Below are 21,871 nucleotides of genomic sequence, written 5' to 3'. Positions count from 1 at the left end.
AGGGCCCAGGCCTCGATGTCGCGGTAGTGGATCGGTCCACGGCTACGGCCGGCGTTGCTGCCGACCAGGTGCAAACGGTCCGCAGACCACCGGCAGCCGGTGAACCCGGCGAACCCTTCGGCGATCTCTCCTGCCGAGGACCGATCTCCCCGGCGGGCACGGGCCAGCGTCAGATGTGGGCGCAGGGGCCGATCCTCGAAGGCGACACCACAGCTCTTGACCGCGGAACGCACATCGGCGGCAAGCGTGTGCAGCTCATCGAGGTCTCCGTCGATTCCGCTCCACAGCACCCGGTCGTCGAAGATTCCACTGCCACGCAGTGCCAGACAGAATGGCTGGTGGTCCGCTGCGAGTTTGGCGAGAGACGCGCGCAGGAGCGGAACCGTCCCGGCCGGCAGCTCCCCGAGGAACGCCAGGGTGATGTGCCAGTCCTCGATGCGGTTCCACCTCATATGAGGGTGCGTGTCATAGGCGGGGCGCAACTCCCGGGCCAGTTCCTCCTTCGCGTGGTCGGGCGGGGCGAGCGCGATGAACACACGAACGGTCGCGGGCTGAGTCAGTTCGTCCACACCGCACTTCGTACCGCATCCAGGTAAGCCGACGCGACGGCCCAGGTCATGCGCGAGAGGCGGCCCGTGCTCACGATGCCAGGGAAGCCGCTTCCGACAGGCGGCGTCACGGCCGGGCCGCTGCTGGGCCGGCAACGGCTCCACAGGAGGGCGCAGCACCTGTCGGCCAGGGAAGGGTGTGGGCTTCGGTCTGGCACCACCGACGGCTCCTTCCGCCGGGTGTCGCCGGGGCCCGCACCCTCTTTGCGGACATCCGACGCCGTGCCATCACGCAGTAGGTGCAGCCGCCGGGCGGGCCACGGTCGCCGGGCGGTGGGTGCGCGCGGTCTCAGCGCATCGTTCCCCTTTCGCAGTCGGCCCGGCCAGGGTGTCCGGCACGGGCAGCAGCCAGCCCGACGCGCCGCCCCGCGGCCTGGGCAAGCCCGCCGCATGGGGATGGTTTGCCCAGGTTTCACCCGGCTTGTCCGGGGCTACGGTGGCCGGTCAACGGCCGACCGGTTCAAGGGCGGCGCTCGCGGTGGTGTTGACGGTCAAGAGCGCGGACCGCTCGCCGGTCCCGGAGCCTCGGTACGCCGGGGCAGGCACGGCATGGGCCAGGCCGGGTTCCAGCGCCAGGACCTCCACTCGGCGGCGGCCTCGAACGGGCCCGAGCAGTCGGCGAGCATCGCCAGGGCCTGGGCTCGGGCGTCATCGACGGCCCCGTGCTCGTCGTCGACGCCGATCTCGGAGCAGGGCTCGCCGCGCTGGAGCCGGGGCAGAATAGTGACCAGGACTGCGACGCTGATGCCGCGCACGGCTGCGGTGAGCGCGTTGAGGCGGTTGTTCAGCGATGCTCCCCCCGCCCGCCAGAACGACATGCAGCGTCGGGAAGCGCTCGCTCCGGGTGTAGCGGTCGCGCTGCCAGAGCGGGAGCGTGCTGCCGTTGGTGCCGCGCGCTCCCTCCCGGACCCGGTGTCCGGCGTAGCGCTCGTAGTCCCAGACCTCCTCGGCGAGGCGGGCCTGGAACAGTAACGACGTCCACGGTGTGCAGCAGGCCTTGGCGGAGCCGACCCGGCAACTGGCCGAGCAAGGGGGCCCGCTCAAGGAGTTCGACAAGGCGCTGGAGCAATTCCGGCGGGAGCAGGGATCACCCGCCGAGCCGGTACCTGGGGAAGGGAAGGCGTCGGTGTCGGGCCGGGTGGTGACGCAGGCCGCTCTGGGGGCGACGTCGCTGATCTCGGGGGCGGGCGTGGTGAGCGCGATGGCGAACCCGGATACCGCGGCTCAGGGTCTGGACCGGCTGCGGTCCGGGGCCCGGAGGCGGGTGCAGCGGCGTGGCCGAGGCGGAGATACGGGACCCGCTGACTGGCGGAACTTCCCGCTTTGGGCGAGGAACTGGCAAGCCGCGCGCGGCAGCGCCGCCGGCTCATCGCGGAGCACGCCTCGGGATGATTCAACACACCCTGCGCCGGCTTGCCCTCCCGTCCCTTGCCCTACCGCTCTTCGGCACGGGCGCGGAGGCGGGCACGGATCCCGTTGGTGCCGACCGGGCCCCGGCAGCGATTGCGGGTGTTCCTTTCGAACACCAAGTCCCGGCGCGCCAAGCTGACCGTCAACAAGCTCAAGTAGTTGGCTGACCTCGGGCTGGGGTGGGCGGTGTAGGAGACGGAGCATGCCGGGCGGGTCGCCGGCGGACGCGCGGAGGCCCCCAGGATCCCGAAGCTCGGTTCCCGCACCCCCTACCGTTCGGACCGTGGCACCTTCCGCCCTGTTCCACGTCCGGCCACCCCGTCGGCTACCAGGCGTGCGCCAAAGGCCATCCCGCCCCGACTGGTTCCCCGTCCCAGGCGCCGACGCGCCGGGACGAGACGCGAACCCCTGGGACGCCGGTGATGCCGCGGGTGAAGGGTGGTTCATCGCCGCGGAGCCCCGGCGTGTCGACGGACGGCAAGTGGCCTTCCATGTGGGCGACGACGCCGAAGCGAAGGCGACCGCGGCCGGTTTGCTGGACCACTTCGGATTCGCCGCCCTGGACCTTGGCGGTCTGTGTGAGGGCGGGCAGCTGGTGCAGTTGGACGGTGCGCCGACGGAAGCACCTGCTGCTGTGGGTCACCGGCTGACGCCCCGGCCAAGCTCCGCACACACCAAAGCACAGGAGGAGAATCATGAACCGTCGTGTCGTCCATACCCGTGGCGGGTTGCCCGCCGACGTCCTGACCATCATCGAGGAGCTGGAGCCGGCAGCGCCCGAGCGCGGCCAGGTCCTCATCCGCACCACGGCCTTCACGGTGCACCCCGGTGATCTCCAGGCCATCGAGGCCTACCCGGGGAAAGCTGCACAGCCGGTGCCGGCCGGCCTGGAAGCCACCGGCGTGGTGGAGGCCATCGGCCCGGGAACGCGCGTGGCACCGGATGTCAAGGTCGGCGGTCGCGTAACGGTCTTCCCCCAACCGGGGGCTTGGGCCCAGTGGATCGTGGCGGACGCCGAGGTGGTCGTCGCCGTACCGGACGAGCTGTCGGACGAGGTCGCCGCGCAGATGCTGGCGAATCCGCTCACCATGGTGATGCTGCGCCGTGAGGCGGAGGAGCACCTCGCCTTCGGTTACGACGGCTGTCTGGTGCAGACCGCCGCGGGCTCGTCGGTCGGGCGGCTGGTGACGGGCGTGTCGCAGTTCCACAACCTGGCGCTCGTCAACGTCGTCCGCAGCGAGCGCGGTGCCGCCGAGCTGCGCCGGCGGTTCCCCGACGTGCCGGTCGTGTCGACAGAGCATCCGGATTGGGCCGACGAGGTCCGCAAGGCAGCCGACGGCCGCCCGGTCAGTGTGGCCTTCGACCCGATCGGCGGGAAGCTGGCAGAGAGCCTTCTGGACCTGTTGACGCCGGGCGGGAAACTTGTCAGTTACGGGCAAATCGCCGAAGAAGCGATCCCGGTGCACGCGTCGACACTGCTCAACAAGTCGTTGACGCTGCGGGGCAAGAACATCGGCCGGTGGTTGTCCGAGGCATCCGCCGGGAGACGGGCATCCGACGTCGCGACCGCGAAGCGGATCGCGCTGGGGCTCAAGGACCAGTTCGAGGTGGCCGCTACGTACGGCCTTGGCGAGCTGGCCAGCGCCGTGGAGCTCGCGGTACGGCCCGGCAAGGTCGGCCTCGTCCTCGTCCGCCCCTGGTAGCCGCCGCTGCCTCCTTGAGACGGCGCCCTCGAGCGGCCGCAGGGTGCGCCATCGGCAACTGACCGCGTCCGCCAGCGGCCATTGGCCGGGCAGCCCGGCCAATGGCATAGACGGAGCTGCCGCCGCTCCCCACTTGCTTTTCCCATCCGCCGCCCAGCCCGGCGAAGCAGATCCAGCAGGGTCTCGCGTTCGCCGGAATCCCAGCAGATACCGCCACGCGACAGCCAGGCTCGGCCGGCAGCCTGCATGCGCTATAGTTGATCTTGGCAGTTCGCCGTAACTCACTGCGACTGACGCTGCGTTGGTGGTCCAAGGAAAGACGCCCCGCTTCCTGCGGGGAAATGCAGGTGCAAGGCCTGCCCAGCGCTCGCTCACGAAGCCCTTCCCTTCAACGAGGGAAGGGCTTCGTCACGTCCCCGCGTGCCCTGGAGAACTTCCGCGCAGCCCTCACCAACAAAAACCCCTACAACAGCGACCACGCGGCTCGAGGCACCCTGATCCACCAGGCCCGCCAGGTCGAGGCACACCTCGCCCTCGGCAACATCGACGCTGCTCTCGACCTGGGCCACCATGTCATCGACACGATCGGCGACGTCGACTCCGCCCGCACCGCCAGCGCACTCGAAGAACTCCGCGGCCAGACTGCCGGCCACCGGCACACCCCTGCCGCGGCCGACTTCCCCGCCTACGCAGCCTGATCCCAATCACTCCTGCCCGCCGTCATCGCCGTCGAGGTCGACGGCGTCCGGGTCCCGCGGCGGGTCCGCCGTGCGGCGGAGGCTGCGGGTGTCGCCGTGAGCGTCACCGTCCTCGACGCCGACCGGCATCCGCTGGTCTTCCGTCGCGACGGCTGGGCGGTGCTGAATCTACAGCGAGACCAGCACCTGCAAGGCCTGCACCGCTCTCCAGCTCAACCGCGCCATCACCGATCTGGTGGAGGCAGTCAAGCCCGACGGCCCATTCCACAATCTGTCCACCGCGCTCTACAAGCCGTTGCTGTTCACCATCGGCGGCTCCCCGTCCACCGTGCCGGTCGTCTCATCGGCGCCATCGGCGTAGGCGGCGGTGCGCCTGAGCAGGATCACGCCTTCGCCACCACAGTTCTCACCACCCTCGCCTGACCGTCCGCCGGAGGGGCAGGCTCCCCCGCATGGCCTGCCCCCAGTCCGCGTTTCGGGATCCCGCGCGGCGGGCCGCCCATACCCCGGCCTCACCGGGCACGCCCGGCTGGGCCGCCTCGCCGACGAGCTCGGCTTCGCCGCGCTGCGGGGATGCATCGCGTGGAAAGGCGAGTCGACTTACCTTGGTGCAGCGCATCTGGTGCTGGTCGGCACCGTATTGGCCGTTTTGCAGGTACTGGCCAGCAGACCCGTGCCCAGCGCGCGGCCTGCAGCACCTGCCCGATGAGTCCCGTAGCGCGGGATACGACAGTGCCCAGCGCCATCAGTAAGATCGAACGGGCCGGACCCGCACCCCCTCGTACTCTTTTCCCGTGCCAGCCTCCCGTCTGTATCGCGTCGCCGTCCTTGTGCTCGAGGGCGCGAAGCCGCTCGATGTCGGCATTCCTGCGCAGGTGTTCACGACCCGCGCGAGCATGCCTTACGAGGTGCGGGTGTGCGGCGCCGCACCCGGTCTCGTGACCGGCAGCGACGGCCTGTCGTACTACGTCGCCCACGGCCTCGACGCGCTTGCGTGGGCCGACATCGTCTTCATCCCCGGCTACCGGTTCCCAGACCGCGACGACCCGCCGCAGGCCGTCATTGACGCGCTGATCGCGGCCCACGACCGGGGCGCGCGGCTCGCCGCCATCTCGACGGGCGCCTTCGCGCTCGCCGCCACGGGCCTGCTCGACGGCAAGCGCGCCACGACGCACTGGCATTACACACGCGCGCTTGTCGCGAGGCATCCGCTCGTCCAGGTCGACGAGAACGTTCTGTTCGTCGACGAGGGCAGCGTGCTGACGTCGGCCGGCGCCGCCTCGGGCATCGACCTGTGCCTGCACATTCTGCGCGGCGACCTCGGGGTGGCCGCGTCGAACCACGCGGCCCGGCGCCTGGTCGCGGCCCCCTACCGCAGCGGCGGTCAGGCGCAGTATGTGCCACGCAGCGTGCCCGAGCCGCTCGGCGAGCGGTTCGCCGCCACCCGCGAGTGGGCGTTGCACCGGCTGGGCGAGCCCCTCACCCTCGAGGTGCTCGCCCAGCACGCGGCAGTGTCGCCGCGCACGTTCTCGAGGCGCTTCGTGGAAGACACGGGGTACACGCCGATGCAGTGGGTCATGCGTACCCGCATCGACGTGGCCCGTGAGCTGCTCGAGCGTTCGGTGCGGAGCGTCGAGCAGATCGCCGCCGACGTCGGTCTCGGGACCGGTGCGAATCTGCGGCTGCACTTCCAGCGCATCCTCGGCACCACGCCGAGCGAGTATCGGCGCACCTTCGCCCGGGGCGAGTAGCCCGCCGCCGGCCACCGCCCTGGCGCGATCCTTTCGAGCCGTGGCATTCACGCCGCTGTCACGGGCGGATGCCGCAAGCGAACCTGATGGCGAACCGAAGGGACACCACTCATGACTCGCATCGCCATCAACGGATTCGGCCGCATCGGACGCAATGTGCAGCGCGCACTGCTTGAACGCGACAGCGACCTCGAGGTCGTCGCCGTCAACGACCTCACGGAGCCCGCCACCCTCGCGCGGCTGCTCGCCTACGACACGACGGCCGGCCGGCTCGGCCGCCCGGTGACCACCGACGGGGACGCCCTTGTCGTCGACGGCCGTCGCATCACGGTGCTCGCCGAGCGTGAACCGGCGCAGCTGCCGTGGGCCGAGCTCGGCGTCGATATCGTGCTCGAGGCGACCGGCCGCTTCACGTCGGCCACGGCCGCCCGCGCCCACCTCGGCGCAGGCGCGAAGAAGGTGCTCGTCAGTGCACCGTCGGACGGCGCCGATGTCACGCTCGTGTTCGGAGTCAACACCGACGCGTACGACCCGGCCGTGCACACGATCATCTCGAACGCCTCGTGCACGACCAACGCGCTCGCGCCGCTGGCCGCGGTCCTCGACAGGCTCGCCGACATCGAGCACGGCTTCATGACGACCGTGCACGCCTACACGCAGGAACAGAACCTGCAGGACGGCCCGCACCGCGACGCCCGCCGCGCCCGCGCCGCCGCTGTCAACATCGTGCCGACCACGACGGGCGCTGCCAAGGCGATCGGCCTCGTACTGCCGAACCTCGATGGCAAGCTGGCGGGCGACTCGATCCGCGTACCGGTTCCTGTGGGCTCGATCGTCGAGCTCAACACGACCGTCGCCCGCGACGTCACGCGCGACGACGTGCTGGCGGCGTACCGTGCCGCGGCGGAGGGGCCGCTCGCCGGCATCCTCGAGTACTCGGACGACCCGCTCGTGTCCTCCGACATCACGGGCAATCCCGCCTCGTCGATCTTCGACTCGGCCCTCACCCGTGTCGACGGCCGCCACGTCAAGGTGGTCGCCTGGTACGACAACGAGTGGGGCTTCTCGAACCGCGTGATCGACACGCTCGAGCTCCTCGCCACCCGCTGACCGAACACCGGGGGTTCGACCCACATCCCGATGACCCGGTAGGCGTGCCGTCGCACCGAGATCGCGAGGACGGCAGTGCGGAGGCGGCAGACTACCGGGTGTGGGTGCGTACCCCGGAGCCTGCGCGGTCGGTCGACGGCGTCTACTACGGCCGGCTCGGCTCGCTCAGCCTGATGCTGAACGCCGTGGTGCTGTGGACCACGCGGCACATCGACGCTGCGGTCACCCAGCTCCGCGCGGAGGGCCACGAGATCCGCGATGAGGACTTCGTACGACTGTCCCCGCTCAAGCAGCTGAACGGGAACGTCCTGGGCCGCCACACCTTCATCGCTTTCGCCCCGCGCGAGAACCTACGCCCGTTGCGCACCCCGGATGCCCCCGGGCTTGAGGATGACGCCAACAGGGCGGATGAGGACTGAACGACGGTCCGGGCCGACCAGGGAAGTGATCAGCTTGCGAGCCGTTGCCTCGGTCCGCCACTTCAGGGCCGGGCAGCGGCGGCGATACGGGTGGGTCCAGGAGGCGGGTCCGGGTCACGCGGTCACCTTGGCAAGGAACGCGGCAAGGTTCGCCACGGTTCGCCGGACCTTCTCCTCCAGGGTGAGGGTCTCGTGGAGGCGTGCGCCGATGCCCGCGTCCTTCTTCTCGCGTGCATACAGGGAGCAAGCCAGGTCGCTGCACATGTAGACGCCAACCGAGTTTCCCTGCTGCCCGGCCTTCCCGGACCTCGGCGCGACCATGGGGGAGACGCCCCCGGTGTGGGTGGTCACGCACACCGAGCACATGCTGCGGCGCATCTGCCAGGAGCCGACGCCGGAGGAGCGCAGCTGGACGCCGACCGGCCGGCCGTCCAGCTCGGTCACGAGGTAGACCCGGTCGGGGGCCTGGGGATCTCGCCAGCCCAGGAAGTCCAGGTCGTCCCAGCACTGCTCGGCCAGGTCGCGGGGGACGGTCAGGCGTCTGGCCTCACCTTTGGTGCAGTTCACGAACGCGGTACGAATCTCTTGCTCAGTCAGTGACTTCATAAATGGCACGCTAATTTGCCTAATCTAATTAGGCACGTGCATAATCATCGATGTCAGGAATGGAAAGCAATTCGGAGGATGAGCATGGCACGGGCCGCACGGGTAGGACTGACCACGGAGCGCCTGGTCCGGGCGGGGGCAGAGCTGGCCGACGAGGTCGGCTTCGAGCAGGCGACCCCCGCGGAACTCGCCCGGCGGTTCGGTGTCAGGACCGCGAGCCTGTACTCGCACGTGAAGAACGCCCACGACCTCAAGACCAAAATCGCTCTGCTCGCCCTGGAGGAACTCGCCGACCAGGTCTCCACCGCGGTGGCCGGACGGGCCGGCAAGGACGCTCTGACCGCTTTCGCGAACGTCTACCGCGACTACGCCCTCAAGCACCCGGGGCGCTTCGCCGCAGCCCAGTTCCGGCTCGACCCGCAGACGGCGGCCGCCAGCGCCGGCGTTCGGCACGCCCGGATGACGCGGGCGATCCTGCGCGGATACAACCTGGCCGAACCGCACCAGACGCACGCGGTACGGCTGCTGGGCAGCGTCTTCAGCGGCTACGTCGGCCTGGAGACCGCCGGCGGCTTCAGCCACAGCACCCCTGATTCGCAGGAGAGCTGGACCGAGATCCTCAACGCGCTCGACGCCCTGCTGCGCACCTGGCCCACCACCTCCTGACCAACCCTTCCAGCCGCCTCTGCCAACCGACCCTCCTGATCGAAGAGACCGTCGAGATGAACACCGAGCACTACTGGACCACCACTCCCATCACCGCCAGCCTCCTGCGCGGCGCCCTCGACGTGGAGCGCACCGAACGCGGCGTACTGCCTCACCGGTTGCCCGCGCGCGCCCGGCAGCAGATTCCCGACGGCCAGCTGGCCATGGCGGAGTCACAGCCCTCCGGAGTACGACTGGCCTTCCGTACCCGGGCCACCGCCGTCGAACTGGACGTCGTGGCCACCAAACGGGTCTACGTCGGAGCGCCGCCGCGCCCCGACGGGGTGTACGAGCTCCTCGTCGACGGGCGGCTCGCGGGCCGGGCCAGCGCGACCGAGGGCGACACTCTCACCATCGACGTGGCCTCCGGGACCGCACAAACCCGTCCCGGGCCGGTGGAGACCCTGCGCTTCACCGACCTACCAGACGACGAGAAGGACGTCGAGATATGGCTGCCGCACGACGAGACCACCCAGCTGGCCGCCCTGCGCGCCAACGCCCCCGTCCACACACCACCGCCCAGCGGCCGCAAGATCTGGCTGCACCACGGCAGTTCGATCAGCCACGGCTCCAACGCTGCCACCCCAACCGGGATCTGGCCCGCCCTGGCCGCCGCTCTGGGCAAGGTAGAACTGGTCAACATGGGATTCGGCGGCAGCGCCCTGCTCGACCCGTTCACCGCCCGCACCATGCGCGACACGCCCGCCGACCTGATCAGCATCAAGATCGGCATCAACATCGTCAACGCCGACCTGATGCGGCTGCGCGCGTTCGGCCCGGCCGTCCACGGTTTCCTCGACACCATCCGCGACGGGCACCCCACCACCCCGCTGCTGGTCGTCTCGCCCATCTACTGCGCCATCCACGAGAACACGCCCGGGCCCAGCGCCCCGGACCTCAGCGCCATGAGCGAGGGGCGGCTGCGGTTCGTGGCCACCGGCGATCCCGCGCAGAGCGCCACCGGGAAACTGACCCTCACCGTGATCCGGGACGAGCTGGCCCGCATCGTCCAGCAGCGTGCCGCCACCGACCCGAACCTGCACTACCTCCACGGCCTCGACCTCTACGGCGAGGCCGACCACGCCGAACTGCCGCTGCCCGACGCTCTGCACCCGGACCCCGCCACCCACCAGCGCATCGGCGAACGCTTCGCCCACCTCGCCTTCGACAGCGGCCCTTTCACCACGGAAAACCACTGACCGGCTGTCGGACAGGAAGGACGCGCCAGCGAGCTCCGCAGGCATTCAGAGTGCCGTGTAAATACCGCCCGCGGGCGACCCCATAAATCTCCCGCGCTCACCGGGCTCAACGCCTCCTGACAAACGGCCGGAAGAGTGTGCCACCGACCAGCTCGGCAGCGCACTCTTCCATGCTTCTGGTCAGTTGCGCGGCGCGCCCAAGGCCGTTTTCACCTTCTGCGGTTGCTCCCACAAGTCCGGTCGCTGAACAGGCGGAGGGTACGAGCCGCATCCGCAATCTCAGACTGACTGGTTCAGAGAAATCTGCGTCAGGTGCCCCTCCTCCGCTTGGATCTGGCCCAGGAGCCCCGGCTGCTGGAAATCGAGACCAACACCCGCCAGTGTCTCGGAGAGACCCAGCGGATGGAGTGGCTCGGCGAAGTCGCCGGACTGCGGGAGGCCTGCGGCACATTGCCGCCAAGAAACAGCAGGCCGAACGCCTACGGGCTCAAGCCGATCGAGGTGAGGACGCCCTTGACTGACCTCGATGCCAGGTCTCTGACGTCTGGTGCGGCGCTGATCGTCGTCCGGCTCGGTCGGCAGGGTGGGCCGGGGGCCTTCGTCGGGCACAACTACCAGGCGTACGGCCATGTGCCGTGAGTCGGGTGGGAGGCGCCGGGCTCGGCCAGATACTTGCGCAGCAGCGTCTGGTACTCCTCGACGAACGTGGCGACCTGCTTGCGGGGCCGACGGGCATCGGCGCGGGCCCAGGCGGCGTGCGGCCGGTAGTACCAGCTGTCGTAGATGCAGCAGGGTACGGTTGCGCTGGATCTCCCGGCTGATGGTGGACGGGCTGCGGCCCAGCTCGGAAGCGATCTGCCGGATGGTGGCCTTCTCCCGCAGCCGGTTGGCGATGTGGATGCGTTCGTCCTCGCGCAGATACCGCGATGGGCCGCAGCCCGCTGCCAGCCTGTGCGCCGGTGGCAGTGGTCTGCGGCCCTGGCCGCGTGAGCGGTCCCCAACTTCGGCAACGTGGAGCAGGGCTGAGAGGATGGTGCACTCCCTGTCGCTCCACCCGGTACCGACGCTGCCCCCATACGGCCAACTGCCCTCGTGCCACTCCTCCACCAGGAGCGGGCCGGGGAGACCGGCGAGCCGGCCGTGGCCGGGCACCCGCCCGCCGACGATCACGTCGGCGGGCGGACGTGCCTGATCTTGATCCCCGCACCGGAGCGGACGCCGCGTGAAGCTCGGCGAGCAGGAGGCGGTGCGGGTGGGCGATGACGTCGGCCTCGTGCCACCGGCCCAGTCCGCGCCAGCAGGTCTGCTCGAGCGGAACCCCTGCTCCAGCGGCAGAAGTTGCCGGCTGATGTCGTTGGCGAGCACGCAGAGGATGCCCTGCGGACACAGCCGATCGAGCACCGACTTCGGGCCGGACGCCCCTCGGGCCAGGGCCGCAGCGGAGGCTCGATCAGCTCCCACAACTCGTCATCCACGATCCATGGCCGGTTCCCCGCACCCCACAAACAGCGGAATCGTCACACCGGTCACACCTCACCAGCGCACCTCGACATGACCATGTGACGAGCTCAAGGCGCCGGGACGGTCGGCCTTTGTGTGCCCATGGCCAAGGAAATCAGTCCCGGTGCGGTGGCCGTCAAGGGAGCGGAAAGAGCCAGGACGGAGTGGTGGGGTAGCAGAGAACTTGGCTGTACGCCGACAATGCAGTCACCCTTCGCCGCCCGGAGGCCACCGGGCTCCCGGGCCGAACCGAGAGGACCGACCATCACTATGCGCAAGCCTCTCCTCGCCACCCTCACCGCCGTGGCCCTCGGTGCCGCCGCCCTGGTAGGCACCACGGGCACGGCAGCCGCAGCACCCGACCGCGCGAGCGGGGCGACCCCCGCTGCCGCGACGTCCGCGGTGCACCCTGACAGTACGCCCGTCTCGGTGACAGCCGCCTCCTTCGCCGGCACCGTGGCGCTCAGCAACTGCTCAGGCTCCCTGGTCCGCATGCCGAACTCACAGGCGACGGACCCGGGGCTGGTCATGACGAACGGCCACTGCCTCGAAACCGGCTTCCCGAGCGCGGGTCAGGTCATCACCAACCAGTCCTCCACCCGCAGCTTCACGCTGCTCAACACCTCGGCCGGCACCGCCGGAACACTCAAGGCGAACAAAGTCGTCTACGCGACGATGACCGAAACGGACGTCACGCTCTACCAACTGACCAAGACCTACGCCCAGATACAGCAGTCCACGGGAATCGCGCCGCTGACGCTTTCCGCGACCCACCCGGTGCAGGGGCACGCGATCGACGTGGTCTCCGGCTACTGGAAGCGGGTCTACTCCTGCTCCGTCGACGGATTCGCGTACCGCCTGAAGGAGAGCCAGTGGACATGGAAGGACTCCGTCCGCTACACCCCGGAGTGCCAGGTCATCGGGGGCACCTCGGGCTCCCCGGTCATCGACACGACGACCGGGCAGGTCACGGCGATCAACAACACCATCAATGAGAGCGGTGGAAGCTGCACCCTCGACAATCCCTGCGAGGTAAACGAGCAGGGGACCGTCACCATCCGCAAGGGGATCGGATACGCCCAGGAGACCTACGGCATCCCCGCCTGCTTCACGACGGGCAACAAGCTCAACCTGTCGGCCACGGGCTGCACGCTTCCGAAGCCGACAGCGGTATCGGCACGCTGAGTTGACGCTTGAGGGGGCGAGGGAAGCTCGTCCACACCTCGGCACTCCGGGGCCCCTCGTCCCCCAGCCCGCCCGGCACCATTCGGATGCCACCGGACCTCGTCTGGTACGGCGAGTCGGGAGCCCCCGCCCCCGGACCCCGCCGACCGGGCGGGCCGACTGTTCCGGCCGGCCCTGGCGGCACTGAGCCCGCAGAGCTGAACACGGCACACGACCGCCCTGTTCGCGGGTATACGTGGTACGCAGCTCGCCGGGCGGGCCTCGCTCATCAAATGCGGGCCGCTGCCCGCCCGGTACGGGAATCACGAACCCTTCGAGATCCTCGTCGCTCTCCACCTGGTCCAGCGGCACTCCGCGTCCATGGAAATGGAAGGTGAGTCGTACCCCCGTCGGCGTCGGCCCATCGCCGGGAGGCAACCTGGTGCACCATGCCGTCGTCCTCAACGGCGGGTCGTCTCAAGGAGGTCATGCGGTGGGTAGGCACGCCGGCATCGTCAAACCACTTCCGGAACTGCTCGGGCACCACGCCCAGCGCCTCGGGGACAAGATCTGTTTCGAGGACCGGCTCAGGCGTGTGACCTACCGGGAGCTGGAACGCAGGACCGTACGGCTGGCAGGTCACCTGGCCCGCCTCGGCGTGGCGCGCGGTGACCGGGTGGCCGTACTGCTCGGCAACCGGGTCGAGGCGGTCGAGAGCCTGCTCGCCGTCACCCGGGCGAGCGGCGTGGGCGTGCCTCTGGACCCCGGGAACTCGGAGGAGGAGCTGACCCGCCTGCTGGACGACAGCGGGGCACGGTTACTCATCACCGACGAGGCTTGCCTGACGCGGCGGCAAACGCTGTCGCTGCGCCCCGGGTTGACCGTGGTGGTGGCCGAAGGCGGCGCCGAGGACGGGGCCGGGAACTCGCCTTCGTGCGCGGACTGCGTGGAGCCGGCGGACGGGGCCGGCGGAGCCGGGGGGCGGCACGCCGGGACCGCGGGCGGGGTTCTGCGGTTCGAGGAGTTGGCGGGCACGGAGCCGCGGACGCCGGCCCGGGACGATCTCGCACTGGACGAAGTGGCCTGGCTGCTCTACACCTCGGGCTCCTCCGGTGTGCCCAAGGGCGTCCTGTCCACCCAGCGCAACCGGCTCACGCCGGTCGCGACGGGCCTTGTCGGTGTCCTGGGCCTGTCCGAACGGGACCGTGTGCTCTGGCCGTTGCCCCTCCATCACGCGATGAGTCAGATTGTGTGTTTCCTCGGGGTGACCGCGGTGGGGGCGAGCGCGGTGCTGCTGCCCCGGTTCTCGGTGGCGGGGGTGCTCGGCGAACTGCGCCGCGCGGACGCCTCGTTCACCTTGCTCGGCGGGGTTCCGACCACGTATTCGGCGCTGCTCGACGCGGTCCGGGGCGAGGAGAACGGTAGGGACTGCAGCGGTCTCGGCGGCCCCGCTCTGCGGGGTTGTGTCAGTGGTGGCGCGGCGGCTGGGCCCGGGTTCCACGAGTCATTCGAGGCGATCTGCGGTGTGCCCTATCTGGAGCACTACGGCAGCACGGAGGCAGGCCCGGTCACCATGCCGGCGCCGGGCGAGGTGACGGCGTCCGGGGCTTGCGGCCGGGTACTGCCCGGCGTCCGGGTCCGGGTCGGCGGAGGGCCCGACGGCCGGGACGCGGGAGAGGGCGAGCTGTGGGTCAGCGGGCCGGGGGTGATGGCCGGTTACCACGGCAGGCCGGAGGCCACCGCGGAGGTCCTGCGCGACGGCTGGTTCCGCACGGGTGACCTGGCCAGGATCGATGCCTTCGGTGGACTGGCGATCACCGGCCGGGCGAGTGATCTGATCATCCGGGGCGGGGTGAACATCCATCCTTCGGAAGTGGAGGCGGTGCTGCGGCGGTTGCCGGGGGTGGCGGACGCCGCCGTGGCCGCACGTCCGCACCCCGTCTTCGGCGAGGTACCGGCCGGCTATCTGGTTGCCGAGCCCGGCGGCGTACTGGACAGGGGGCGCATCCTCGCCGCCTGCCGTGCGGAACTGTCCGGCTTCAAGGTGCCCGTCGAGCTGTTCGTGGTGGAGGACATTCCCCGTACCGCCACCGGGAAGACCCTGCGGCGGGACCTCGCCGGCCTGCCGGTCCGGGCGCTGGGTGCGGGGGCCGCCGGGGAGCCGCCGGAGGACCTGCTGGCCCTGGTGCGGGGCGAGGTGGCGGCCGTGCTCGGCTGCACGGCCGAGGCGGTGGAGCCGAGCACGGCGCTGCGGGACCTGGGCATGGACTCCCTGACGGCGACGGTGCTGCGGGAGCGCTTGTCGGCGGTGACCGGTCTGCCGCTCTCCGAGGCCGTCGCCTTCGACTTCCCCACGGCCGCGGAGCTCGCCGCCCACCTCGGGGAACGGAACGCCGCCGCGCCGGCCGGTGCCGGGCCCGTGGACCGGAGTGCGGCCCGGTCGGACGACGATCCCGTGGTGATCGTGGGAATGGCCTGCCGCTATCCCGGAAAGGTGACCTCTCCCGAGGAGCTGTGGCGGCTGGTGGCCGACGGGAAGGATGCCATCGGCCCCTTCCCCACCGACCGGGGCTGGGACGTCCAGGCGCTGTACGACCCGGACCCCGGGCGGTCCGGACGGACGTATGTGCGCGAGGGGGGTTTCCTCTCCGGTGCGGACCGCTTCGACCCCGCCTTCTTCGGAATCTCGCCCCGCGAGGCGTTGGCCATGGACCCGCAGCACCGGCTGCTGCTCGAAGTGGCGTGGGAGGCCTTCGAGTACGCCGGTCTCGTCCCCGGCACTCTGCGCGGCTCGGCGACCGGGGTGTACGTCGGGCTGATGTACAGCGACTACGCGCGCGGCCTGGCAAGGACGCCCGAGCATGTCGAGGGGTACCTCGGCCTCGGCAACGCCGGAAGCGTCGCCTCGGGCCGTATCGCGTACGCCTTCGGCCTCGAAGGCCCGGCCCTCACCGTGGACACGGCGTGTTCCTCGTCCCTGGTGGCCCTGCACCTGGCTGCCCAGGCGCTGCGCCGGGGCGAGTGTGCTTTCGCGTTGGCCGGCGGCGCCACGGTGATGTCGGGGCCCACGTCGTTCGTGGAGTTCAGTCGTCAGCGGGCGCTGGCGCCGGACGGCCGCTGCAAGGCGTTCGGTGCGTCCGCCGACGGCACGGGGTGGGCCGAGGGTGCCGGCATGCTGCTGCTGAGCCGGTTGTCGGAGGCGCGCCGCGCCGGGCTTCCGGTACTGGCCGTGGTGCGCGGCTCGGCGGTGAACCAGGACGGGGCGAGCAACGGGCTGACCGCACCGCACGGGCCGGCGCAGCAGCGGGTGATCCGGCAGGCGCTCACGGACGCGGAGCTGACTCCCGGGGACATCGACGCCGTGGAGGCACACGGCACCGGCACCCGGCTGGGCGACGTCATCGAGGCGGAGGCCTTCTTCGCGACGTACGGGCGGCAGGAGCGGCAGCGTCCGCTCCGGTTGGGCTCGGTGAAGTCGAACATCGGTCATACCCAGGCCGCTGCCGGAGTGGCCGGTGTGATCAAAATGGTGCAGGCGATGCGGCATGGTGTGCTGCCGCGTACGTTGCACGCCGACGAGCCGACGCCCCGGGTCGACTGGTCGTCGGGGCGAATCGCGCTGCTGACCCGGCCGGTGAGGTGGCCCGTGACGGATCGTCCGCGCCGGGCGGGGGTGTCGTCGTTCGGGATCAGTGGCACCAACGCCCATGTGGTACTCGAAGAGGCTCCGGGTGGCGGGGAGGCCGCATCGCTGGGCGCCCCGGCGGACGGCGGGGCGGCGAAGGGCCCTGTCGGCCCCGGGGTGGAGCCGGAGTGTGCGACGCGTCCTGGGCGGACCGCGGTGGCTTTTCCCGTGTCGGCGAGGAGCGTGCCGGGGCTGCGGGCCCAGGCGCGACGGCTGTACGACCATGTGGCCGCCGCTCCTGACACCTCCCTGGTGGACATCGGGTACTCGCTCGCCACCACGCGTGCGGCCCTGGAGCACCGGGCCGTGGTGGTGACCCGGGACCGTGCCGAGCTGCTCGGCTCCCTTCGGGCTGTGGCGGAGGGCGGCGGCCGGTCCGGAGTGCACACGGGCACGTCCCGTCATCGCGGCTCGCCGGCCTTTCTCTTCACCGGTCAGGGCAGTCAACGTGTCGGCATGGGCCGCGAACTGTACGAGTCGCGGGATCTGCATCCGGCCTTCGCCAGTGCGCTGGACGAATGCTGTGCCCTGCTCGACCCGCTGCTGCCGGTGCCGCTGCGGGACGTCATGTTCGCCGGGCCCGGTACGGAGACGGGCGCGTTGCTGGATACGACCCGGTTCGCGCAGCCGGCGCTCTTGGCTCTGGAAACGGCGTTGTTCCGGCAGTTCGAGGCGTGGGGGGTACGCCCCGCCCTGGTGGCCGGGCACTCGGTGGGCGAGGTGGCGGCGGCGCATGTCGCCGGGGTGTTTTCCCTCGCGGACGCGTGCAGGTTGGTCGCGGCCCGGGGCCGGCTGATGGACGCGCTGCCTTCGGGCGGCGCGATGGCGGCCGTGTCCGCCGGCGTGGACGAGGTGGCTGCCCACCTCTCCGGGACCGGGGCTGCGGTGGAGATCGCCGCGGTCAACGGGCCTGCCTCGGTGGTTGTCTCCGGCAACGAGCCGGCGGTGCGGGAGGTGGCCGCGTACTTCCGGGAGCGGGGCCGTTCGGTGACGCCACTGCGGGTCGGTCATGCCTTCCATTCCGCTCGGATGGAGCCCGTGCTGGCCGAGTTCGCGGGCGTGGTCCGGAGTCTGTCCTTCGCCACGCCGCGGATGCCTCTGATCACCGCTGTGCCGGGCCGGGCGGCCACCGCCGAGGAGGTGTGCACGCCGGAGTTCTGGGTGGACCATGTCCGCCGTCCGGTCCGCTTCGCCGATTCGGTGGCGTACCTGGGTGAGCAAGGCGCGGCGCACTACGTCGAACTGGGGCCGGACGGGGTGCTCACTGGTCTGGTACGTGATTGCCTTGCCGTGTCCGGGCCGGTCCCGGCCGGCTCGGACACGGGCGAAGCGGGCGGCGGCGAGCGGGGACCGGTACCGATGGTTCTGCCGACCCTGCGCGGGTCGCGGCCGGAGGCGGATGCTTTGCTCGACACGCTGGCCGCGCTGCATGCCCATGGTGTTCCCGTCGACTGGCGAGCTGTCTTCGCCAGGTGGGGCGGGCGGCGCGTCGCACTGCCCACGTACGCCTTCCAGCGCCGCCGGTACTGGCTGGAGACCGTCCCGGAGCATCCGCCCGTGTCCCCGACGGCCGGGCCCGCCCATCCGTTCCTGCGGTCGGGCACCCGCACGGCCGACGACGACGGGCTGCTGCTGAGCGGGGTGCTGTCGGTGCAGGACCAGCCGTGGCTTGCCGACCACGTGGTGGCTGGGAAGATCTTGCTGCCGGCGACTGCTTTCGTCGACATGACCCTCCACGCAGGCGAGTTGGTGGGAGCGGCCGTCCTGGACGAGCTCGTTCTGACCGCGCCGCTGCCGCTGCCCTCGGGCGGTGCTGTCGCCTTGCAGGTGAGAGTGGCGGGGGCGGACGACGCGGGGCGGCGGGCTGTGCTCTTCCACTCCCGGCCGCATACTCCGGCGGGTGATGAGCCCTGGCTCAGGAACGCCGTCGGCACTCTTTCGCCGGCGCAGCCGCCTGCGGACCGGGGAGCGGCCGCAGGCGAGGCCGGCGGCGTGCCCTGGCCGGACGCGTCCTGGCCGCCGGAGGCGGCGATGCCACTGCATGTCGACGGTCCGGGGACCGGACCGTATGAGCAACTGGCCGCCGACGGGCTGTGTTACGGCCCCGCTTTCCGGGGGATGCGCGCCGTCTGGAGGTATGGGAAGGAGCTGTACGCGGACGTCGCGCTGCCCGAAGCGGCCCGGACTCCGCGCCGGGAGGCGGGCGGCCCGGAGTTCGTCCTGCATCCCGCACTGCTCGACGCGGCGCTGCACGCCCTGGCCCTGGACCGCCTTGCCGCGAACGGTTCCGAGGCAGCCGGTCCGGCGGCCGGCGGGCTGTCCCTGCCGTTCGCCTTCAGCGGGGTGCGCGTGCACACGACTGGTGTGCAGCGCTTGCGGGTACGGGTGGCCCCCGGGCCGGACGGTCAGGCCGGAGTGGAGCTGGCCGACGAGACGGGCTCACCGGTGGCGACGGTCCGTTCGCTGGCGCTCCGGCATCTTCCGCGTACCGGATCGACGACGGCGAACGCAGTCACCAGTGCTCTCCACCGGACGGACTGGGTGACGCCGGCCGAGCCGTCCGCACCCGTGGGAATGCCCCGCTGGGGGGTTCTGGGCGCGGCGGGCACACGGCTGGTGGACGCTCTCGCGCCGCCGGATTCCGGCGTCCCGGTGTACCCCGGCGCTGCGGCGTGCGACGCGTCGTCAGCCGTCGTCGTGGCACCGTGCCCGCCGCCGGACACGACCGGAGGAGGGCAGGAGGACCAGGCTGCCGGGTTGCTGCGGGCAGCGGACCGGGCGCTGAGGCTCGTGCAGGAGTGGCTCGCCGAGTCGCACCTGTCCCGCTCGCGTCTCATCCTCGTGACGTCCGGTGCCGTCGCTCCGGCCGATGACGGATTCCCTGCGGATGGTGCCGGTCGCGGGAGTGACGGCCGGTCCGGCGGGACGGCGTCCGTGCCGTTGCACACGCCGGTGTGGGGACTGGTCCGCTCGGCCCTGCGGGAGAATCCGGGCCGCTTCGCCCTGATCGACGTGGACGAGCACCCCGACTCCTGGAGTGCCCTGCCCGCCCTGCTGGCCGCCCCGGTGCCGGAGGCAGCCGTACGCCGGGGGACGGTGTACGTGCCGAAGCTGGTGCCACTGGCCGAGTCGGCACCGAAGCCGCAGAAGAGGCGGACTCTCGACCCGGAGGGCACCGTCCTGATCACCGGCGGCACCGGTTCCCTGGGGATGCTGATGGCGCGGCACCTGGTCACCGCGCACGGCGTCCGGCATCTGCTGCTCGCCGGCCGACGCGGGCCGGACGCTCCGGGGGCGCGGGAACTCGTCGCGGAGCTGTGTGAGGCGGGCGCCCAAGTGACCGTTCACGCCTGTGATGTCGCGGACCGGACCGCGCTCGCGGCCCTGCTCGACGCGGTACCGGCGGACCGCCCATTGACCGGCGTCGTGCACACTGCGGGGGTACTGGACGACGGCGTCGTCGCGGCGCTCACCACCGACCGGGTGAGTCGGGTGATGCGCCCCAAGGTGGACGCCGCTCTCGCCCTGCACGAACTGACCCTGGGCCACGACCTGGCCGTGTTCGCGCTGTTCTCCTCGGTGGCGGGTACCTTCGGCTCCGCGGGCCAGGCCAACTACGCCGCGGCCAACTGTGTGCTGGATGCCCTGGCGCGGCACCGCGGGCGGCTCGGACTGCCCGGTACGTCGATCGTCTGGGGCCCCTGGCAGCAGAACGACGGCATGATGGCGCACCTCGGCGACGCGGATCTGCGGCGGATGGCCCGTTCCGGGTTCGGCCCGCTCGGGCCGGAAGAAGGCCTGGCTCTCTTCGACGCGGCCGTGGCCGGTGACGAACCCGTGGTGGTGGCGGCCCGCCTCGCCCCGGCCGCTCTCCGCGGCAGTGGCACGGCGGCGAACCGGGTCCGAACCCCTGCTGCCGACGGGGAAGACGCGGGCGATGGGGGCGGGGACCGACTCGGCCGGTCGCCGGCGGCTGCTTCCCCCGGCGAGATGGGCGGGGTGCTGCTCACAAAGGTCCGGACTCTGGCGGCCCGCGTCCTGGGCCATCGGGAGGAGGCAAACGAGATCGACGGGGACGCCCTGCTGGCGGACCTGGGGCTGGATTCCCTGGCCGCGGTCGATCTGCGTAACGAGCTCGCGGCGTGGACAGGGCTGGCACTGCCGTCCACGCTGCTGTTCGACTTCCCGACGCCGCGCGCGCTCGCCGTCGAGCTGACGCGACGGTATGCCGCCGAGCTGCCTTCTGCGGGTGCTGCGTCCGACGGCCGGGCACGGCCTGATGCCGCGGGCTCTCCGGACTCCCCCGACCGGCCGGCGGACGACGGTCCAGGAAGCGGTCCGGGGGCGGACGGTCCGCCGGACGCCCGGGTGCAGGTCGCCGCGGCGCCGCATGCCGGGGAATCTCCGGACTCCCTGGGCACGCTCTTCCGTACCGCATGCGCCCGGGGCCGGAGCTGGGACGGCATGGTGCTCCTCACCATCGCCGCGCGCCTCCGCCCGGTCTTCGACCGGACCGGGGCGCCCGGTGCGACGCACGAACCCGTCGTGCTCGCGGGGGGCGGTACGGGGCCCCGGCTGGTCTGCTTCCCCGCGCTCAGCGCACTGTCCGGACCGCAGGAGTACGCGCGCCTCGGTGCCGGGCTGCGAGGGCTGCGGCCTGTTTCCGCGGTGCGGCACCCGGGGTTCGAGCCCCGAGAGGCTCTCCCCGCCACACTGGACGCTCTCGTCACCGCCCAGGCCTCTGCCGTCCGTGCAGCCGCGTTCGAAGGCCCCCTGGTGCTGCTGGGGCGGTCGGCCGGTGGCTGGGTGGCCCATGCTGTGGCCGAGCGTCTGGAGTTCGAGGGTGCCGCCCCGGTGGCCGTCGTCCTGGTGGACACCTATCCCCCCGTTCACGGTGACCAGGGGCAGACGCTCTCCACGATGACGTCGGACATGCTGCGCCGGGCGGCGGAGTTCGCCTCTGCCAGTCCCGATCGGCTCACTGCCATGGCCGGATACTTCGAGCTCTTCCGTGGCTGGAAACCCGCGCCGCTCGCCTGTCCCACCCTGTACGTACGAGCCCGGGATCCACTGCCCGGCACCGACCCCGCTCCGGACTGGAGCCGGCCGCACGCCGAGGTCACTGTGCCGGGGGACCACTTCACCATGCTGGAGGAACACGCCCGTACCACCGCACTCGCCGTCCACCAGTGGCTCGGCAGCCGGTTCTGAGGACGAGTCAGCAGTGTTGACGATGGCGGCAGTCGCGAGGGCGCCAGACCTCGCCGCTCTGGATAGAGAGATCAAGTGCCCGGACGGCTCAAGGCGCCGGCC

At 71.2% G+C, this 21,871-nt stretch carries 13 protein-coding genes and 4 pseudogenes; 11 read left to right on the top strand and 6 right to left on the bottom strand.

All coding sequences use genetic code 11. The annotated features are described in order from the left end of the window. Positions 1-62: 62 nt before the first annotated feature. Positions 63-536, bottom strand: a pseudogene (gene thpR / locus OG936_RS36120) (RNA 2',3'-cyclic phosphodiesterase); the annotation flags it as partial. 563 nt (positions 537-1,099) lie between these two features. Then, positions 1,100-1,426: a hypothetical protein gene (locus OG936_RS36115; protein ID WP_406500001.1), complete on the bottom strand. Its 327-nt coding sequence runs from the start codon at positions 1,424-1,426 to the stop codon at positions 1,100-1,102. A gap of 1,287 nt (positions 1,427-2,713) precedes the next feature. Here OG936_RS36115 and OG936_RS36110 point away from each other — a divergent pair. Both OG936_RS36110 and OG936_RS36105 read left to right on the top strand, forming a co-directional pair. After that, positions 2,714-3,721: a zinc-binding dehydrogenase gene (locus OG936_RS36110; RefSeq protein WP_406500000.1), complete on the top strand. Its 1,008-nt coding sequence runs from the start codon at positions 2,714-2,716 to the stop codon at positions 3,719-3,721. A 347-nt stretch (positions 3,722-4,068) separates the two neighbouring features. Further along, positions 4,069-4,419: a hypothetical protein gene (locus OG936_RS36105; protein ID WP_406499999.1), complete on the top strand. Its 351-nt coding sequence runs from the start codon at positions 4,069-4,071 to the stop codon at positions 4,417-4,419. A gap of 6 nt (positions 4,420-4,425) precedes the next feature. Here OG936_RS36105 and OG936_RS36100 read toward each other — a convergent pair whose 3' ends face one another. Continuing rightward, positions 4,426-4,548, bottom strand: a complete 123-nt coding sequence (locus tag OG936_RS36100) for a hypothetical protein (RefSeq protein WP_406500798.1) — start codon at positions 4,546-4,548, stop codon at positions 4,426-4,428. Between OG936_RS36100 and OG936_RS36095 the strand changes: the two genes are divergently transcribed. Continuing rightward, entirely contained in the window at positions 4,516-4,842 is a 327-nt protein-coding gene (locus OG936_RS36095) for a heme-binding protein (RefSeq protein WP_406499998.1), read from the top strand. The genes OG936_RS36100 and OG936_RS36095 overlap by 33 nt on opposite strands. A gap of 201 nt (positions 4,843-5,043) precedes the next feature. Here OG936_RS36095 and OG936_RS36090 read toward each other — a convergent pair. Further along, positions 5,044-5,234: pseudogene (locus OG936_RS36090) on the bottom strand (murein biosynthesis integral membrane protein MurJ); the annotation flags it as partial. Here OG936_RS36090 and OG936_RS36085 point away from each other — a divergent pair. The 3 genes and pseudogenes from OG936_RS36085 to OG936_RS36075 form a co-directional block, all read left to right on the top strand. Next, positions 5,214-6,170, top strand: coding sequence for a GlxA family transcriptional regulator (locus OG936_RS36085; protein WP_406499997.1), 957 nt, complete (start codon positions 5,214-5,216; stop codon positions 6,168-6,170). The pseudogene OG936_RS36090 and the gene OG936_RS36085 sit on opposite strands and share 21 nt — an antisense overlap. Positions 6,171-6,281: 111 nt before the next feature. Then, entirely contained in the window at positions 6,282-7,280 is a 999-nt protein-coding gene (gene gap / locus OG936_RS36080) for a type I glyceraldehyde-3-phosphate dehydrogenase (protein ID WP_406499996.1), read from the top strand. A 152-nt stretch (positions 7,281-7,432) separates the two neighbouring features. Beyond that, a pseudogene (locus tag OG936_RS36075) lies at positions 7,433-7,699 on the top strand (Tn3 family transposase); the annotation flags it as partial. A gap of 114 nt (positions 7,700-7,813) precedes the next feature. Here OG936_RS36075 and OG936_RS36070 read toward each other — a convergent pair. Then, entirely contained in the window at positions 7,814-8,305 is a 492-nt protein-coding gene (locus tag OG936_RS36070) for an FBP domain-containing protein (RefSeq protein WP_406499995.1), read from the bottom strand. Between the two features lie 84 nt (positions 8,306-8,389). Between OG936_RS36070 and OG936_RS36065 the strand changes: the two genes are divergently transcribed. The 3 genes from OG936_RS36065 to OG936_RS36055 all read left to right on the top strand — a co-directional run bounded on the left by OG936_RS36065 (position 8,390) and on the right by OG936_RS36055 (position 10,848). After that, on the top strand, positions 8,390-8,971 hold the full coding sequence (locus tag OG936_RS36065; protein ID WP_383759408.1) for a TetR/AcrR family transcriptional regulator: 582 nt from the start codon (positions 8,390-8,392) through the stop codon (positions 8,969-8,971). A 56-nt stretch (positions 8,972-9,027) separates the two neighbouring features. Then, a complete protein-coding gene (locus OG936_RS36060) occupies positions 9,028-10,209 on the top strand; it encodes a GDSL-type esterase/lipase family protein (protein ID WP_406499994.1) in 1,182 nt (393 codons plus the stop codon). Between the two features lie 312 nt (positions 10,210-10,521). Next, complete coding sequence (locus OG936_RS36055) at positions 10,522-10,848, top strand: hypothetical protein (RefSeq protein WP_406500797.1); 327 nt, start codon at positions 10,522-10,524, stop codon at positions 10,846-10,848. A 216-nt stretch (positions 10,849-11,064) separates the two neighbouring features. Here OG936_RS36055 and OG936_RS36050 read toward each other — a convergent pair. Continuing rightward, a pseudogene (locus OG936_RS36050) lies at positions 11,065-11,316 on the bottom strand (hypothetical protein); the annotation flags it as partial. Between the two features lie 663 nt (positions 11,317-11,979). On the opposite strand from OG936_RS36050, the gene OG936_RS36045 reads away from it, so the two are divergent. Continuing rightward, entirely contained in the window at positions 11,980-12,894 is a 915-nt protein-coding gene (locus OG936_RS36045; RefSeq protein ID WP_406499993.1) for a serine protease, read from the top strand. Positions 12,895-13,366: 472 nt separating this feature from the next. Then, entirely contained in the window at positions 13,367-21,769 is an 8,403-nt protein-coding gene (locus OG936_RS36040; RefSeq protein WP_406499992.1) for a type I polyketide synthase, read from the top strand. Positions 21,770-21,871: the final 102 nt, after the last annotated feature.

The sequence above is a fragment of the Streptomyces sp. NBC_00846 genome (assembly GCF_045207325.1).
GTDB lineage: Bacteria > Actinomycetota > Actinomycetes > Streptomycetales > Streptomycetaceae > Streptomyces.
The sequence above is the reverse complement of the archived record's forward strand: the minus strand, read 5'-3'. Positions and strand labels throughout refer to the sequence as shown.

Coding starts and splice junctions, on each gene's coding strand:
- OG936_RS36070 (WP_406499995.1), bottom strand. CDS start 8,305: ATGAAGTCACTGACTGAGCAAGAGATTCGTACCGCGTTCGTGAACTGC.
- OG936_RS36110 (WP_406500000.1), top strand. CDS start 2,714: ATGAACCGTCGTGTCGTCCATACCCGTGGCGGGTTGCCCGCCGACGTC.
- gap (WP_406499996.1), top strand. CDS start 6,282: ATGACTCGCATCGCCATCAACGGATTCGGCCGCATCGGACGCAATGTG.
- OG936_RS36045 (WP_406499993.1), top strand. CDS start 11,980: ATGCGCAAGCCTCTCCTCGCCACCCTCACCGCCGTGGCCCTCGGTGCC.
- OG936_RS36115 (WP_406500001.1), bottom strand. CDS start 1,426: ATGTCGTTCTGGCGGGCGGGGGGAGCATCGCTGAACAACCGCCTCAAC.
- OG936_RS36065 (WP_383759408.1), top strand. CDS start 8,390: ATGGCACGGGCCGCACGGGTAGGACTGACCACGGAGCGCCTGGTCCGG.
- OG936_RS36100 (WP_406500798.1), bottom strand. CDS start 4,548: ATGCCGGTCGGCGTCGAGGACGGTGACGCTCACGGCGACACCCGCAGC.
- OG936_RS36060 (WP_406499994.1), top strand. CDS start 9,028: ATGAACACCGAGCACTACTGGACCACCACTCCCATCACCGCCAGCCTC.